This window comes from Nonomuraea composti (assembly GCF_012034275.1).
Classification (GTDB): domain Bacteria; phylum Actinomycetota; class Actinomycetes; order Streptosporangiales; family Streptosporangiaceae; genus Nonomuraea; species Nonomuraea composti.
In genome coordinates, this window is record NZ_JAATEP010000024.1 from 78204 (window position 1) to 91448 (window position 13245).

14 protein-coding genes are annotated in these 13245 nt (G+C 70.8%); 6 read left to right on the forward strand and 8 right to left on the reverse strand.

The window, feature by feature from the left end; all coding sequences use genetic code 11:
* The first annotated feature begins 46 nt into the window (after positions 1-46).
* Complete coding sequence (locus HCN51_RS30425) at positions 47-949, forward strand: fatty acid desaturase family protein (RefSeq protein WP_240973397.1); 903 nt, start codon at positions 47-49, stop codon at positions 947-949.
* 21 nt (positions 950-970) lie between these two features.
* Here the strand turns inward: HCN51_RS30425 and HCN51_RS30430 are convergent, their stop codons facing one another.
* Complete coding sequence (locus HCN51_RS30430) at positions 971-1192, reverse strand: hypothetical protein (protein ID WP_080044803.1); 222 nt, start codon at positions 1190-1192, stop codon at positions 971-973.
* A gap of 70 nt (positions 1193-1262) precedes the next feature.
* Between HCN51_RS30430 and HCN51_RS30435 the strand changes: the two genes are divergently transcribed.
* The 4 genes from HCN51_RS30435 (at position 1263) to HCN51_RS30450 (ending at position 5185) form a co-directional block, all read left to right on the forward strand.
* A complete protein-coding gene (locus HCN51_RS30435) occupies positions 1263-2384 on the forward strand; it encodes a sensor histidine kinase (RefSeq protein ID WP_240973398.1) in 1122 nt (373 codons plus the stop codon).
* A gap of 31 nt (positions 2385-2415) precedes the next feature.
* Complete coding sequence (locus HCN51_RS30440; protein ID WP_080044802.1) at positions 2416-3084, forward strand: response regulator transcription factor; 669 nt, start codon at positions 2416-2418, stop codon at positions 3082-3084.
* Positions 3085-3181: 97 nt separating this feature from the next.
* Positions 3182-4432, forward strand: a complete 1251-nt coding sequence (locus HCN51_RS30445) for a cytochrome ubiquinol oxidase subunit I (protein WP_168014003.1) — start codon at positions 3182-3184, stop codon at positions 4430-4432.
* A 12-nt stretch (positions 4433-4444) separates the two neighbouring features.
* Complete coding sequence (locus HCN51_RS30450) at positions 4445-5185, forward strand: cytochrome d ubiquinol oxidase subunit II (RefSeq protein WP_168014005.1); 741 nt, start codon at positions 4445-4447, stop codon at positions 5183-5185.
* Here HCN51_RS30450 and HCN51_RS30455 read toward each other — a convergent pair whose 3' ends face one another.
* Genes HCN51_RS30455 through HCN51_RS30465 form a run of 3 tightly spaced genes read right to left on the reverse strand, consistent with a single transcriptional unit; the run spans position 5186 to position 8472 of the window.
* Positions 5186-6940, reverse strand: a complete 1755-nt coding sequence (locus HCN51_RS30455) for a bifunctional metallophosphatase/5'-nucleotidase (protein ID WP_168014007.1) — start codon at positions 6938-6940, stop codon at positions 5186-5188.
* Positions 6941-6964: 24 nt separating this feature from the next.
* A complete protein-coding gene (locus HCN51_RS30460) occupies positions 6965-7732 on the reverse strand; it encodes an alpha/beta fold hydrolase (protein WP_168014009.1) in 768 nt (255 codons plus the stop codon).
* Positions 7733-7746: 14 nt separating this feature from the next.
* Positions 7747-8472, reverse strand: coding sequence for an SDR family NAD(P)-dependent oxidoreductase (locus HCN51_RS30465; protein WP_240973399.1), 726 nt, complete (start codon positions 8470-8472; stop codon positions 7747-7749).
* A 67-nt stretch (positions 8473-8539) separates the two neighbouring features.
* Here HCN51_RS30465 and HCN51_RS30470 point away from each other — a divergent pair, with 67 nt between their 5' ends.
* Positions 8540-9148: a TetR/AcrR family transcriptional regulator gene (locus HCN51_RS30470; RefSeq protein ID WP_168014013.1), complete on the forward strand. Its 609-nt coding sequence runs from the start codon at positions 8540-8542 to the stop codon at positions 9146-9148.
* Here the strand turns inward: HCN51_RS30470 and HCN51_RS30475 are convergent.
* From HCN51_RS30475 to HCN51_RS30490, 4 genes are all read right to left on the reverse strand, one after another.
* Complete coding sequence (locus HCN51_RS30475) at positions 9135-10790, reverse strand: alpha-amylase family protein (protein WP_240973400.1); 1656 nt, start codon at positions 10788-10790, stop codon at positions 9135-9137. The two genes, HCN51_RS30470 and HCN51_RS30475, sit on opposite strands and share 14 nt — an antisense overlap.
* Positions 10791-10844: 54 nt before the next feature.
* Positions 10845-12026, reverse strand: coding sequence for a helix-turn-helix domain-containing protein (locus tag HCN51_RS30480; RefSeq protein ID WP_206068069.1), 1182 nt, complete (start codon positions 12024-12026; stop codon positions 10845-10847).
* Between the two features lie 64 nt (positions 12027-12090).
* Entirely contained in the window at positions 12091-12291 is a 201-nt protein-coding gene (locus HCN51_RS30485; protein WP_186404495.1) for an EF-hand domain-containing protein, read from the reverse strand.
* 32 nt (positions 12292-12323) lie between these two features.
* Complete coding sequence (locus tag HCN51_RS30490) at positions 12324-13202, reverse strand: LysR family transcriptional regulator (protein WP_168014017.1); 879 nt, start codon at positions 13200-13202, stop codon at positions 12324-12326.
* Between the last annotated feature and the right edge of the window lie 43 nt (positions 13203-13245).

Consider the following 13245-nt stretch of genomic DNA (forward strand, 5'->3'; position numbering starts at 1 on the left):
GGACGCCGGTCTTCTCGACCGGCGTCCCTTTTATTACGCCATCCGGATGACCGTCGCGGCCGTCGCGTACGGCGGCGGCTGGGCCCTGTTCGCCTGGGTCGGCGACTCCTGGTGGCAGCTCCTCGTCGCGGCCGTGCTGGCCGTGATCTTCACACAGTTCGGCTTCCTGGCCCACGACCTGGGGCACCGCCAGGTGTTCAGGACGCGCCGCCCCAGCGACGCGGCGGGCCTGATCCTCGGCAACCTCGCCATCGGCCTCGGCTGGGGCTGGTGGACGACCAAGCACAACAAGCACCACGCCAACCCCAACCACGAGGACCACGACCCCGACGTGTCACCGGCGGTGATCGTCTGGTCGGAGGACCAGGTGGCCCGCAGCACCGGCCTGCCCCGCTTCATCGCCAAGTACCAGGCGTTCTGGTTCTTCCCGCTGCTCACGCTGGAGGCGTGGCACCTGCACGTGGCCAGCGTCAAGGCGCTGTTCCAGCCGACGGCCAAGCGTCGGGGCCTGGAGCTGGGCGCCCTGCTCGTCCACTTCGTGCTGTACTTCGGCGCGGTCTTCACCGTGCTGCCGCCCGTCAAGGCGCTGCTGTTCCTGGTCGTGCACCAGGGCCTGTTCGGGGTCTACCTCGGCTGTACGTTCGCGCCGAACCACAAGGGCATGCCCGTGCTCACCAAGGAGGACAAGCTGGACTTCCTCCGCAAGCAGGTGCTGACCTCACGCAACGTGCGCGGCAACCTGTTCACCGACGTGGCGCTCGGCCAGCTCAACTACCAGATCGAGCACCACCTGTTCCCCAACATGCCGGCTCCGAACCTGCGCAAGGCGCAGCCGATCGTCGAGCGTTACTGCCAGGAGATCGGCGTCGATTATCTCCAGACCGGGCTCGTCGAGTCGTACGGGCAGGCGCTGAGACATCTGCACCAGGTCGGCGCCGCGCTGCGCTGACCCCCATCTCCGGGCGCCCGCTCAATGGGCGCCCTCCTCCTTCTGCTTCTCCATCAACCGGTCACGGCGGCGTTCGAGCTCGGCGATCAGTTCGAGCTGCTCGTCCGACTGGCTGATCATCGCCGAGATCTCGATCTGGTCGGTCGCGCCCATGGTGCGGATCTGGTCGCGCATGTCCTTGTTCTCGGCTCGCAACCGGGCCAGGTCCTCTTCGACCTGCCGGATCTCGTCCTCAATGCTCATGGAACGGCTCTACCCAGAAGCGCCGCCGCGATTACCCGGGCCTGTCCGCGAACGTAGGAGAATGTGGGGCATGCGCAGGCCCTCACCCAGCACGATCGTGTCCCTCGTGACCATCGCCGCCGTGCTGGCCGGTTGCCTGCTGGCCCTGCGCGGCCCCGGCCGGCCCAACGTGCTGGACGTCGTACTGCCCGCGATCGCCTGCGGCGCGCTGCTGGCGCGGCAGCGGTACCCGGTGGCGGCGCTGATCGTGATGACGGTGTCGGTGGCCGCCTACTACCCGTACGCGGGGCTCGACGGGCCCGTCATCGTGATGCTCTTCATCGCCTTCTACACGGCGGCCGACCGCGGGCATCTCACCGCGGCCATCGCCACGGGGGCGGCGGCGCTGCTCGCCATGGGCATCGGGGAGACGGGTGCGATCAGGCACGTCGACGACAGCATGTTCATGATGATCACCGGCTGGGTGGTGGCGTCCATCGCGTTCGGCGGGGTGACCCGCAACCGGCGGGCGTACCTGTCGGAGGCCCGGCAGCACGCGCTCGACGCCCTGCTCACCAAGGAGGAGGAGGCGCGCCGGCGGGCCAGCGAGGAGCGGCTGCGCATCGCCAGGGAGCTGCACGACGTGCTCGGGCACAACGTCTCCATGATCAACGTGCAGGCGTCGGCGGCGCTGCACGGCATCAGGAAGCGGCCGGAGGAGGCCGAGGCGGCGCTGCGTACGATCAAGGAGACCAGCAAGGAGACGCTGCGCGAGCTGCGGACCACACTGGGGGTGCTGCGCCAGGTGGACGAGGACGCGCCGGTCGCGCCGGCCGACAGCCTGGCGCGGGTGGACGCGCTGGTCGCGGCGTCGGGGCTGAAGGTGCGTACGGACCTGTCGGGGCCGCTCGACGCCCTGCCGACCGAGGTGGACCTGGCCGCCGCCCGCATCATCAGGGAGGCGCTGACGAACGTGTCCCGCCATTCGGGCACCGACCAGGCCACGCTCACGATCGCCCACAAGTCCGGAAATATCATCGTCACCGTGGAGGACGACGGGCCCGGCGCCACGTACGACGGGGGCAGCGGCTTCGGGATCCAGGGCATGCGCGAGCGCGCGACCGCGCTCGGCGGCACCCTGGAGGCCGGCCCGCGCCCCGAGGGCGGCTTCCGCGTCACCGCCCGCCTGCCACTCGACCAGCCGGCGACATGACCGGCCAGCCGCAGCCGATGAACGGGGCTTGATGATCCGCGTACTGCTCGCCGACGACCAGACCCTGGTCCGCGCCGGGTTCCGGTCCATCCTCAGCGACGAGGACGACATCGAGGTGGTCGCCGAGGCCGCCAACGGCGCGGAGGCGGTCGCCCGGGCCCGCGAGCACCGCCCCGACGTGGTGCTCATGGACATCCGCATGCCGGAGCTCGACGGCCTGGAGGCCACCCGCCGCATCGCGGGCGACCCGGCGCTGGACGGCGTCAAGGTGATCATCCTGACCACGTTCGACCTCGACGACTACGTCTACGGCGCGCTGCGGGCGGGCGCCGGCGGCTTCCTGGTCAAGGACACCGAGCCGGCCGAGCTGATCCACGCCGTCCGCGTCGTGGCCAGGGGCGACGCGCTGATCGCGCCGTCGATCACGCGGCGGCTGATCGCCGAGTTCGCCGGCCGGGTGAAGCGGCCGGAGCCCGGCCCCGAGCTGAACGCGCTCACCGAGCGGGAGCGCGAGGTCATGGCGCTCGTGGCGGGCGGCCTGTCCAACGACGAGATCGCGGCCCGCCTCGTGCTCAGCCCCGCCACGGCGAAGACGCACGTCAGCCGGATCATGACCAAGCTGCGCGTGCGGGACAGGGCGCAGCTCGTCGTCATCGCGTACGAGGCCGGCATGATCACCCCGGGCTGGCTTACTCCCTGAGTGGTACGCCGGAGGGCTTCGTGCTACCGGGGATGTAAGGCGGGTGCACGCGCCGGCATGACGCGGCGGGCGCAGCCGTACCGGGAGGGTCTGCGGTATGGACATCGTGGACCTCGCCCGCCTGCAGTTCGCGCTCACCGCGGGCGCGCACTTCCTGTTCGTGGCGCTGACGCTCGGGCTGGCGACCCTGGTCGCCGTCGTCCAGACCCGCGCCACCTTCAGCGGCGACCCCGTGCACCTGCGGATGACCCGGTTCTGGGGCCAGCTCTACATCATCAACTACGCGATGGGCATCGTCACCGGGCTCGTGATGGAGTTCCAGCTCGGGCTGTCGTGGAGCGGGCTGACGGAGTACGCGGGCGACGTGTTCGGCTCGGCGCTGGCCATCGAGACGCTGGTGGCGTTCTTCGTCGAGTCCACGTTCCTGGGCCTGTGGATCTTCGGCTGGGACAAGCTGAACCGGTGGGCGCACCTGGCGCTGATCTGGGGGGTGACGCTCACCGCGTACGCGTCGGCGTTCTGGATCATGGTGGCCAACGGCTTCCTGCAGCACCCGGTCGGGCACGTGCTGGAGAACGGGCGGCTGCGGCTGACCGACTTCGGCGCCATGGTGGCCAACCCGGCGGCGCAGGCCGCGTTCTGGCACGTGCTGGTCGGCGCCATGATCGTCGGCGGGTTCTTCATGGCGGGGGTGAGCGCGTACCACCTGCGCAGGCGCACCGCCGAGCAGGACGTGTTCCGCAAGTCGCTGCGGATCGGGCTGGGCCTGGCGCTGCCGGCCACGTTCGTGAACGCGGCGATCGGCGGGCTGTCGTTCCAGACCATGCAGCCCACGAAGGTCGCGGCGTGGGTGGGCACCCCCGAGCGGCTGGCCGCCGCGCAGGCGGAGATGGTGGCCAGGCTCGGGCCGGGCGACTACCTGCCGGACGCCGGCCTGGTGAAGACCGCCGGCATGGCGATGATCATGCTCTGGTTGCTGATGATGATGGTCGCGGGGGTGAGCTTCCTGCTCATGCTCTTCCGGCCCGCCGTGCGCGGGTTCCGGCTCTGGCACCGGGTGCTGACGCTGATGATCCCGGTGCCGTTCGTGACCATGCTGTGCGGCTGGGTGTTTCGCGAGATGGGCCGCCAGCCGTGGGTGGTGTACGGGCTGCTGCGCACCTCCGACGCCATGTCGCCGGTGACGTGGAGCCAGATGGTCTTCTCGCTGGCCGGGTTCGTCACGGTGTTCGCGGCCCTGATCGTCGTCAACTACTGGCTGCTGGCCCGGCAGGCCAGGCGCGGGCCCGGCGCGGTGGCGCTCGGCGACCGGCCGGTGGACGTGCCCGTTCCCGCTCCTACCTTCTGAGGGACGCTTGTCATGGAGATCTTCATTCTGGGCTTCTTCGCGATCGGGTATCTGGTGCTGGCCGGGGCCGACATCGGGGTCGGCATGGCGCTGCCGTACCTGGGGCGGTCGGCGGGCGAGCGGCGCGAGGTGATCGCCGCGATCGCGCCGTTCTTCCTCGGCAACGAGGTGTGGCTGGTCGCCACGGCCGGCGTGCTGGCCGGACTGTTCCCCCGGCTGGAGGGCGAGCTGCTGCACGGTAACCACACCGTGGTCGTGACGCTGCTGCTGGCCTGGGTCGTGCGTGACATGGGGCTGTGGCTGCGCGGGCGCGTCCCGGGGGCGCGCTGGCAGGCGTTCTGGGACGGCGCGATCGTGGCCGGGAGCTGGGGGCTGGCGCTGAGCTGGGGCGCGCTGCTGGCCCACGTGCTGCTCGGCATCGAGGGGCCGGTGGCGCTGCTGGCCGCGCTGGTGCCGGCCGCGTTGTTCGCCACGCACGGGCTGACGTTCGCGGCGCTGCGGCTGCGCGGCGGGCTGCGGGCGCGGGCGGCGGTGCTCGCGGGCGGGGCCGGCGAGGGCCGCACGTACGCGCTCACGTCGGCGGCGCTGGTGGTCGTGGCGGTGGTGGCCGGGCTCCGGCTGCCGCTGGAGCCCGGCACGTCGGGGCCGCTGCTGGTGCCGGTCGTCCTCACCCTGATCCCGTTCCTGGTGGCGGCGCAGGCGTGGGTGTGGTGGACGTTCCGGCACCGGGTGAGCGGGCCCTCCTACCTCTGATCAGAAGAGCGGCGCCCCGTCCCTGGTGAGCTTCCAGTTGGCGGCGGCGAAGCCGGCCGGGTCGATGGTGCCCTGGGCGGTGGCGTACTCGATGAGCGCCTGCCGGATCTCCACCTGCGCGTTGTAGAGCACGGGGGCGGTGGTGACGTGCGGGAAGCCGCCGCCGCCCGACTGCCGGTAGTTGTTGATCGCGACCACGAACTCCTTGTCCGCCGGGATCGGCGCGCCGTCGTAGGTCAGGTTCGCGATCCGCTGGCCGACCGGCTTGGCCACGTCGATGTCGTACGAGACGCCGGCGAGCTGGTCGTAGTTGTAGTCCGGCGTGTTGCCCGCGTTCGTCAGCTTGGCGACGTCCACCGGGTCGCCGGGGGCGAGCTGGTTGAAGTACTTGGCGGAGTACTCCAGGTAGTCCTTGATCTGGGCGCCGGTGAGCTTGACCGCCAGGAGCGTGTTGTCGTAGACGTACAGGCCGGCCACGTCCCTGACGCGGATGTCGCCGGCGGGGAAGACGGCGCTGCGGCTGAACGGCGCGGCGATCGACAGCACCGGCAGCGTGTTGTCCGGCAGCGCCTTCTTGACCGTCTCGATCTGCACGTGCTGGATGTAGTCGAGGATCGGCGTGTCCTTGTACGGCGACTCGGCCGCCGAGAGCTCCTGCGCCGACTTGGCGACGACCTTGTTGACGTAGCCGACCGTGGTGTCGTGCTGCGGCTTCAGCAGCGTCACGATCTTCGGGTCCTCGGGGACCGTGTTCGTGTTGAGCGTGGTGGACGACTTGCTCGTCACCACCCATCGGCCGCGCTGCTTGGTGAGCTGGAAGTCCAGCCGCGACAGGCGCTGGCCCCACTTGCCCGGCTCGGTGAGCAGCACCTGCTCGCCGGTGGCCTTGTTCGTCACGAACCGCTGGGCGACCTCGTTGTGCGCGTGCCCGAACAGCACCGCGTCGATGCCCGGCACCTGCTCGGCCACCATCGCCGAGGCGTTCTCCACCGGCAGGTCGCCCCCGTAGGAGGACATGCCGTTGTCGCCGGCGTGCGCGGTGACGACGACCACGTCCGCGCCGAGGCCCCGGATGACCGGCACCCACTTCTTCGCCGACTCGACGAGATCGGTGAAGCGCAGCTTGCCCTCGACGTTCGCCTTGTCCCAGATGGCCACGCCCGGGTTCGTCAGGCCGAGCACGCCCACCTTGATCGGCTGCTCGCCCTTGACCTTCATCGTCTTGATCACGAACGGCTTGTACGCGGGCAGCCCCGACCGGTCGCGGACCGCGTTCGCGGCCAGCACCGGGGCCTTCATCTGGTCGATCCAGGTGGCCAGCAGCGGCAGACCGTAGTTGAACTCGTGGTTGCCCAGCGTCACCGCGTCGTACCCGATGGCGTTCATGGCCTTGGCCATCGGGTGGGTCTCGCCCGTCTCGGTGATCGGCTCGACCTTGGCGTAGTAGTACGCCAGCGGGGTGCCCTGGATCGTGTCGCCCGAGTCGAACAGCAGCGTGTGGTCCGCCCCGCGCTCGGCCCTGATCCGGTTGACCAGCGAGGACACCTTGGCCAGGCCGACGTGGTTGCCCTGGCTGTCGGCGTAGGCGGCGTCCTTGAAGTAGTCCCAGTTGAGGGCGTTGCTGTGGAGGTCGGACGTGCCCATGACCGTGACCGTGACCGTTTTCGCCGGCGCGGCGGCCTGCGCGGGGAGTGCCGCCAGGGCCAGCACGCTGGTCGCGGCGGCCCCGGCGAGGGCGAGCTTCATGGTCTGCATGGTGCGGACAGTAACTTGGACAAATCACTCATTGGTCACGCGAGTGATGAAATCCCTGATCAATGCCGTGACTTCCTCCGGGCGCTCGTGCAGGACGACGTGGCCGCTGTCCAGCTCGGCGTACTCGCTGCCGGGGATGGCCGCGTGCAGCGCGCGGGCGTGCTCGACCGGGATCAGGTGGTCCTGGGTGTTGCCGATGACCAGCGTCGGAGCGGTGATCTTCGGCAGCAGGTCCCTGATGTCCACGCGCAGGTCCAGCTCGATCTGGCGCACGGTGCCGTGCGGCGGCTCGCCCGCCATCAGGGTCTTCGCGCCCACCGAGCTGACGAACCCCGGGCTGAACGCCACCAGCGGCCCGTACGCGGCGAAGCTCTCCGGGTCGGTGGCGGCCAGCCGCGCCCACGTGCGCAGGCCCAGCTCCAGCCGCGAGTCCGCCAGGTGCGTCCACCCGCCGATCAGCACCAGCCGCCTGACCAGCTCGGGCCGCTCGGTGGCGACCTTGGCCGCCACGGCGGCCCCCAGCGAGAACCCGACCAGGTCGGACGGCTCCTCGAACGCGGCGGCCACCTGCCCCGCCAGCAGGTCGAGCGTGAGGTCGCCGCCCGGGTCGAACGTCCCTCCGCTGCCCGCGTAGTCGGGGGTGATGACCGTGCGCAGGTCGGCCAGGCCGGGGACGAGGTGGGCGTAGTTGGTGACGGCGTCGCCGCCGGTGCCGTGCACCATGACCAGGCCGGGCCCGCTGCCCGCCCGGTGGTAGTGGACGGCGCCGCCGTCGTAGGTGACCGTGGGCATGTCTTTCTTGCTCCTCAGAGGTTTCCGCCGCCGGTGGCGTCGAGCGTGGTGCCGGTGACGAAGGCGGCGTCGGGCGAGACGGCGAAGGCGACGACGCCCGCGATCTCGTCCACGTGGCCGACGCGGTTGACCGCGTGCCTGCTCGCCGCGTACGCCTGCGCCTCCGGGTCGCCGCGCAGCCAGCCGGCGTTGGTGTCGGTGTCGATGATGCCGGGCGCGACGTCGTTGACCGTGATGCCGCGCGGGCCCAGCTCCTTGGCCAGGGCCAGCGTGAACGTGCGCACCGCGCCCTTGCTCATCGCGTACGCGATGCCTTCGGGGAAGGCGATGCGGGTCGCGCCCGAGGTGATGTTGACGATCCTGCCGCCGTCGGGGATCAGCGGCAGCACCTGCTGGGTGAGGAAGAACAGGCCCTCGACGTTGACCGCGAAGACCCGGGCCCAGCCGTCCCGGGTGACCTGCGCGATGGGCTGGGGCAGGCCGACCCCGGCGTTGTTGACCAGCACGTCGAGCACGTCCGTCTCGGCCCTGACCCGCTGCGCGAGCGCGGTGACCTCCTCGGGCACGCCGAGGTCGGCGCGCACCGCGACCGCGTTCGGGCCGATCAGGTCCACGACCTCCTGGGCGGCGGCGGCATCCCTGGCGTAGTTCACGATCACGCGGAACCCGTCCTTGGCCAGGCGTAGCGCGATCGCGCGGCCGATTCCCCTGCTCGCACCCGTGACGAGGGCAGTCTTCATCGCTGGCAACCTTTCTTTAGTGATCGCTATAGAAACCATAACATAGCGATCGATATAGAATGAGCGCATGGCCAGGCAACGGGAGTTCGACAGGGAGACGGCGCTGGAGAGCGCGCTGCTCACGTTCTGGCGGCACGGCTACGAGGCCACCTCGGTCGCGGAGCTGACCGCCGCGATGGGCATCAGACCACCCAGCCTGTACGCCGCCTTCGGTGACAAGCGGCGGCTGTTCGAGGAGGCCGTCCGGCGCTACCAGCAGACCTACGGCGCCTTCACCACCCGCGCGCTGGCCGAGGAGCCCACCGGGCGCGGCGCGATCGAGCGGGTGCTGCGCGAGGCGGCGGCCGAGTACGCCAGCGCCGAGCATCCGCGCGGCTGCCTGGTCATCACCGCGGCGGTGAACTGCGGGCCCGAGTCGGCCGAGGTGGAGGCGCTGCTGCGCGGGTTCAGGCAGGAGGCCAAGGCGGCGATCAAGCGGCGCATCGACGACGACGTGGCGGCCGGGCGGCTGCCCGCCGCGACGGACACGGCGGGGCTGGCCACCTTCTACGCCGCGACGATCCAGGGCATGTCGACGCAGTCCCGCGACGGCGCCTCCTACGAGGACCTGCTCGCCGTCGCCACCCTCGCCATGACCGCCTGGCCGGCCGTCGACGGGTCTGCTACAACGACTTGACCGAGGCGTCCTCCGGCGGGATCTCCGGGCGGGAGGCGCGCAGCCAGCGGCAGCCGTGCGGGTCCATCGGCAGCCGCACCACGCCCTGGTCCGAGACCTCCAGCGTCCCGTCCACCAGCAGGTCCGTGAGCTGGAAGCGCTCCAGCCCGTCCAGGCGCAGCTCCACGTCCTGGGCCGTGTCGCACAGGTTGTGCGCAACCACCACCGTGGCGCCGTCGGCGTCGCAGCGGTGCGCGAGCACGGCCGGATGCCCGGTCTCCAGCACGGTGTACTCGCCCCACGCCAGCTCGGGGCACTCCCGGTAACGCTCGATGAGGAGCTGGAACCAGCGCAGCAGCGAGCCGGTGTCCCGCTTCTGGTCGGCCACGTTCACCCGGTCGGGCGCGAAGGAGCCCTCGGGGATGTCCCGGACCGGCGGGGCCTGGCTGAAGCCGCCGTCCTCGGACCACTGCATCGGGATGCGGACCGCCATGCGGCCCTCCTCCTCCAGGTTCTCGCCCATCCCGATCTCCTCGCCGTAGAAGATCACGGGCGTGCCGGGCAGCGAGAACATCAGGCTGTAGGCCATCTTGATCCGCCGCAGGTCGCCGCCGAGCATCGTCGGCAGCCGGCGGCGCAGCCCGCGCCCGAAGATCTGCATCTCCTTCTTCGGCCCGAACGCGCGGAAGACCTCCTCCCGCTCCTCCTCGGTCAGCTTGTCGAGGGTCAGCTCGTCGTGGTTGCGCAGGAACATCGCCCACTGGCAGTCCTTGGGCGGCTTGGGACGCTCGCGCAGGGCGTTGGCCAGCGGGGTGGCGTCGTTGCGGGCCAGCGACAGCCACGCGTTCTGCATGCCGATGAAGTCGAAGCACATGGTGATCTGGTCGCCCAGCCCGTCACCGAAGTAGGCGATTAAGTCCTTGTACGGCACGTTCACCTCGCCGAGCAGGATCGAGCCGCCCTTGCGCCGCGTCATGAACGCCCGCAGGTCCGCCAGGAACTCGTGCGGGTTGGCCAGCCGCGGGTTGACGTTCTCGATGAGGAACGGCACCGCGTCCACCCGGAAGCCCGACAGCCCGAGCTCCATCCAGAACCCGAGTATGCGGGTGATCTCGTCCCTGACCTCGGGGTTGCCCACGTTCAGGTCCGGCTGGTGCCGGTAGAAGCTGTGCAGGTAGTACTGGCCGGAGCCCTCGTCGTACTCCCAGACGCTGCTCTCCTTGTCGGGGAAGACGATCTGCTCGGGGTTGTCGGGCTCGGGCTTGTCCGACCAGACGTACCAGTCGCGGCGGGGCGAGTCGCGGCTCGACCGGGCCTCCTTGAACCACGGGTGCTGGTCGGAGGTGTGGTTGACGACGAGGTCGGCGATCACCCGCAGGCCCCGGTCGTGGGCGGTCCGCATGAACTCCACGAAGTCGCCCAGCGTCCCCAAGCGGGGGTCGATGGAGTAGAAGTCGGTGATGTCGTAACCGTCGTCCTTGTTGGGAGTCGGGAAGAACGGCATGAGCCACAAGCACGTCACGCCGAGCCCCGCGAGGTAGTCGATCTGCTGCGTCAGGCCGCGGAAGTCGCCCACGCCGTCGCCGTTGCCGTCCTTGAACGTCTCCACGTCCAGGCAGTACACGACGGCGTTCTTCCACCAGACGTCGGAGGTGTACGTCATGCGCATCCGCTCCCGCTACCCCACGGGACGCCTCTCATGACACCCCACGGGCCCCTACCGGGCCGCCAGCACCGCCTGCCTGGCCCGCAGCGCGATCTCCAGCTCGAACCGGATGTCGGGGTCGGCGAGCTGGTCGCCGTACAGCTCCTCGAGCTGCCGCAGCCGGTAGCGCACGGTCTGCGGGTGCACGTGCAGCTTCGCGGCCACCTCGCCGGCGCCGCGCCCGTGCCGCAGCCACGCCAGCAGCGTCTCGGCGAGCCGGTCCTGCTGGGTGGGCCGCAGGTGGGCCAGGGGCGCGAGCCGCACCTCGGCCAGCGCGCTGACCAGCTCCTCGTCCTTGAACACCACGAGCGTGGCCAGGTGGTCGGCGCACCGCAGCAGCCCACGGGGCAGCACGCCGCGCCGCGACAGGCCGAGCGCCTCCCCCGCCCACCGCAGCGACGTGGCCGCCGCGGCCAGCGGCACCGCCGGGCCGATGGCGGCGCGGTGGCCGCGCAGCGCGTGCTCCAGGAGCTGCGCCCGGCCGGGGCCCGCCGGGTCGGGCACGAGCAGGCACGGCAGCGGCCGGGACGGGCCGGTGAGCACGTCGGGCGGCAGCGGGGGCAGCCGGCAGGTGCCGTACTGGTCGTCGAGCGCCACGCAGGCCACCGTCCTCGGCAGCCGCCAGGCGGCGGCCTTGGCCAGGTCGGCGATGGCGTCGGGGCTGGCGGGCGGCTGGCTGAGCAGCAGGTCGAGCAGGCGGGCGCGGCGGCGCTCCATCTCGCCCGCGGCGTGCGCCCTGGCCTCGTCGAAGCCCTCGGCGGCGGCGTCGGCGAGCTGGTCGAGGTAGACGAAGATGGCCTCGCCCAGGTCGTACAAGGACTGGGGGGACAGGCCGAGCGGGCCGGCCAGCTCGGTCAGCCGCCGCCAGCCGACCCGGGCGCCGAGCCGCATCGCCGCCTGCAGCGGCTCGAGGTTGCGGCCCTCGGCCGCCTCCCCCTTGCCGATCATCCGGAACGGCTCCGGGTCCCACGGGGCGTCGGGGCGCTCGATGCGGTCGAGGAAGCCCTCGATGGCCTGCTCGACCGCCATGCGCACGACCTTGATGTAGATCTCGTCCGATGGCCGGGCGTACTCGGGGATGCGGGCCTGGATCTCCTCGATCACCTCTTCGGAGACCGGGCCGATGCCCGACCTGAGCGTTTTCACGATGTCCGCGGGTGTACGGCTTTCGCTGATGTCACTCTTGATCGCCATCGTCCCTCCTGCCGCCATTGTGACCCAGGCAACAGAAGAATGCGCAGCAAACGCTTGTTTCTTATCACTTCTGGAGGAACGCGCTGAACTCTTCCAGGTCGATCAGGCCGTCGCCGTCCTTGTCCAGCTTCTGCACGCCCTGCTGGGCGGCCTCCAGCGACACGGGCTGGCCGAGCACGTCCATCAGCCGGACCAGCTCGACGGCGGAGATGCGGCCGTCCTTGTCGGCGTCGATCAGGTCGAAGGTGGTCGCGTAGTCGTTCATGGGGGGCACCTCTCTACGAGTCCGAACTCGGGTCAGACCTTAGTGGTCACCTGTCGCAGCGCGTCGATGAATGCGAGGACTTGCGGGCTCGCGTCCCCTTCGCGCCAGGCAATGGCCAGTTCCCCGGGAGGCAGCCCTGTAACGGGCCGGTACGTCATGCCCGGCCGCTTGTAGAGGGCCGCGTTCCCCTCGGCCACCAGCACCACGCCGAGCCCGCTGATCACCGCCTCGAACACCTCCTCGGGCGTGTTCGCCGTCACCCCGACCACCGGCTCGTCGTCGCGCGCGTCCAGCCCGAGCCAGAAGTCCCGCAGCGGCCCCGCCGCCTGCGGCAGCGCGATGAACGGCTCCCGCCGCAGCGCCTCGAACGGGATCTCCGCCAGCTCCGCCAGCGGGTGATCGGCGGGCATGGCGACCCCGCGCCGCTCCGTGGCCAGCACGTACGTCCGCAGCCCCGCCGGCACCGGCAGCCAGATGAACGCCACGTCCGACGAGCCGTCGGCCAGCCCGCCGCTGGGATCGTCCCAGCCGACCAGCCGTAGCGACACCTCCCACCCCGGCATCGCCTCGCGGAAGCGGCGCAGCGCCTCCTGCTGCAACCCCCGGCCCACGGCCGTCTGCAGGCCGATCACCAGCGTGCCCGTGGGCGCCGCCGCGCGCGCCTGCTCCACGCCGGCGTTCCAGCGTTCGAGCAGGTCGCGGGCGACCGGCAGCAGCGCCTCGCCCTGCCGGGTGAGCACCACCCCGCTGGGCACCCGCTCGAACAGCTTGAACCCGAGCAGCCCCTCCAGCACCCTGAGCTGCTTGGACAGCGCCGGCTGGGAGACGAACAGCCGCTCGGCCGCCCGCGTCACGTTCAGGTCTTCGGCAACCGCCACGAAATACCGCAACTCCCGCAAATGCACATCCATAGCCACTGGTTATAGCAGGAGGTCTTGGACGCCGGGCGGTCCC

Bases quoted from the DNA above. Each gene is read 5' to 3' on its own strand.
- HCN51_RS30465 (WP_240973399.1), bottom strand. From the start codon at position 8,472: ATGAAGACTGCCCTCGTCACGGGTGCGAGCAGGGGAATCGGCCGCGCG.
- HCN51_RS30430 (WP_080044803.1), bottom strand. From the start codon at position 1,192: ATGAGCATTGAGGACGAGATCCGGCAGGTCGAAGAGGACCTGGCCCGG.
- HCN51_RS30470 (WP_168014013.1), top strand. From the start codon at position 8,540: ATGGCCAGGCAACGGGAGTTCGACAGGGAGACGGCGCTGGAGAGCGCG.
- HCN51_RS30425 (WP_240973397.1), top strand. From the start codon at position 47: ATGACCGTCGCGGCCGTCGCGTACGGCGGCGGCTGGGCCCTGTTCGCC.
- HCN51_RS30475 (WP_240973400.1), bottom strand. From the start codon at position 10,790: ATGACGTACACCTCCGACGTCTGGTGGAAGAACGCCGTCGTGTACTGC.
- HCN51_RS30460 (WP_168014009.1), bottom strand. From the start codon at position 7,732: ATGCCCACGGTCACCTACGACGGCGGCGCCGTCCACTACCACCGGGCG.
- HCN51_RS30435 (WP_240973398.1), top strand. From the start codon at position 1,263: ATGCGCAGGCCCTCACCCAGCACGATCGTGTCCCTCGTGACCATCGCC.
- HCN51_RS30440 (WP_080044802.1), top strand. From the start codon at position 2,416: ATGATCCGCGTACTGCTCGCCGACGACCAGACCCTGGTCCGCGCCGGG.
- HCN51_RS30490 (WP_168014017.1), bottom strand. From the start codon at position 13,202: ATGGATGTGCATTTGCGGGAGTTGCGGTATTTCGTGGCGGTTGCCGAA.
- HCN51_RS30445 (WP_168014003.1), top strand. From the start codon at position 3,182: ATGGACATCGTGGACCTCGCCCGCCTGCAGTTCGCGCTCACCGCGGGC.
- HCN51_RS30485 (WP_186404495.1), bottom strand. From the start codon at position 12,291: ATGAACGACTACGCGACCACCTTCGACCTGATCGACGCCGACAAGGAC.
- HCN51_RS30455 (WP_168014007.1), bottom strand. From the start codon at position 6,940: ATGCAGACCATGAAGCTCGCCCTCGCCGGGGCCGCCGCGACCAGCGTG.
- HCN51_RS30450 (WP_168014005.1), top strand. From the start codon at position 4,445: ATGGAGATCTTCATTCTGGGCTTCTTCGCGATCGGGTATCTGGTGCTG.
- HCN51_RS30480 (WP_206068069.1), bottom strand. From the start codon at position 12,026: ATGGCGATCAAGAGTGACATCAGCGAAAGCCGTACACCCGCGGACATC.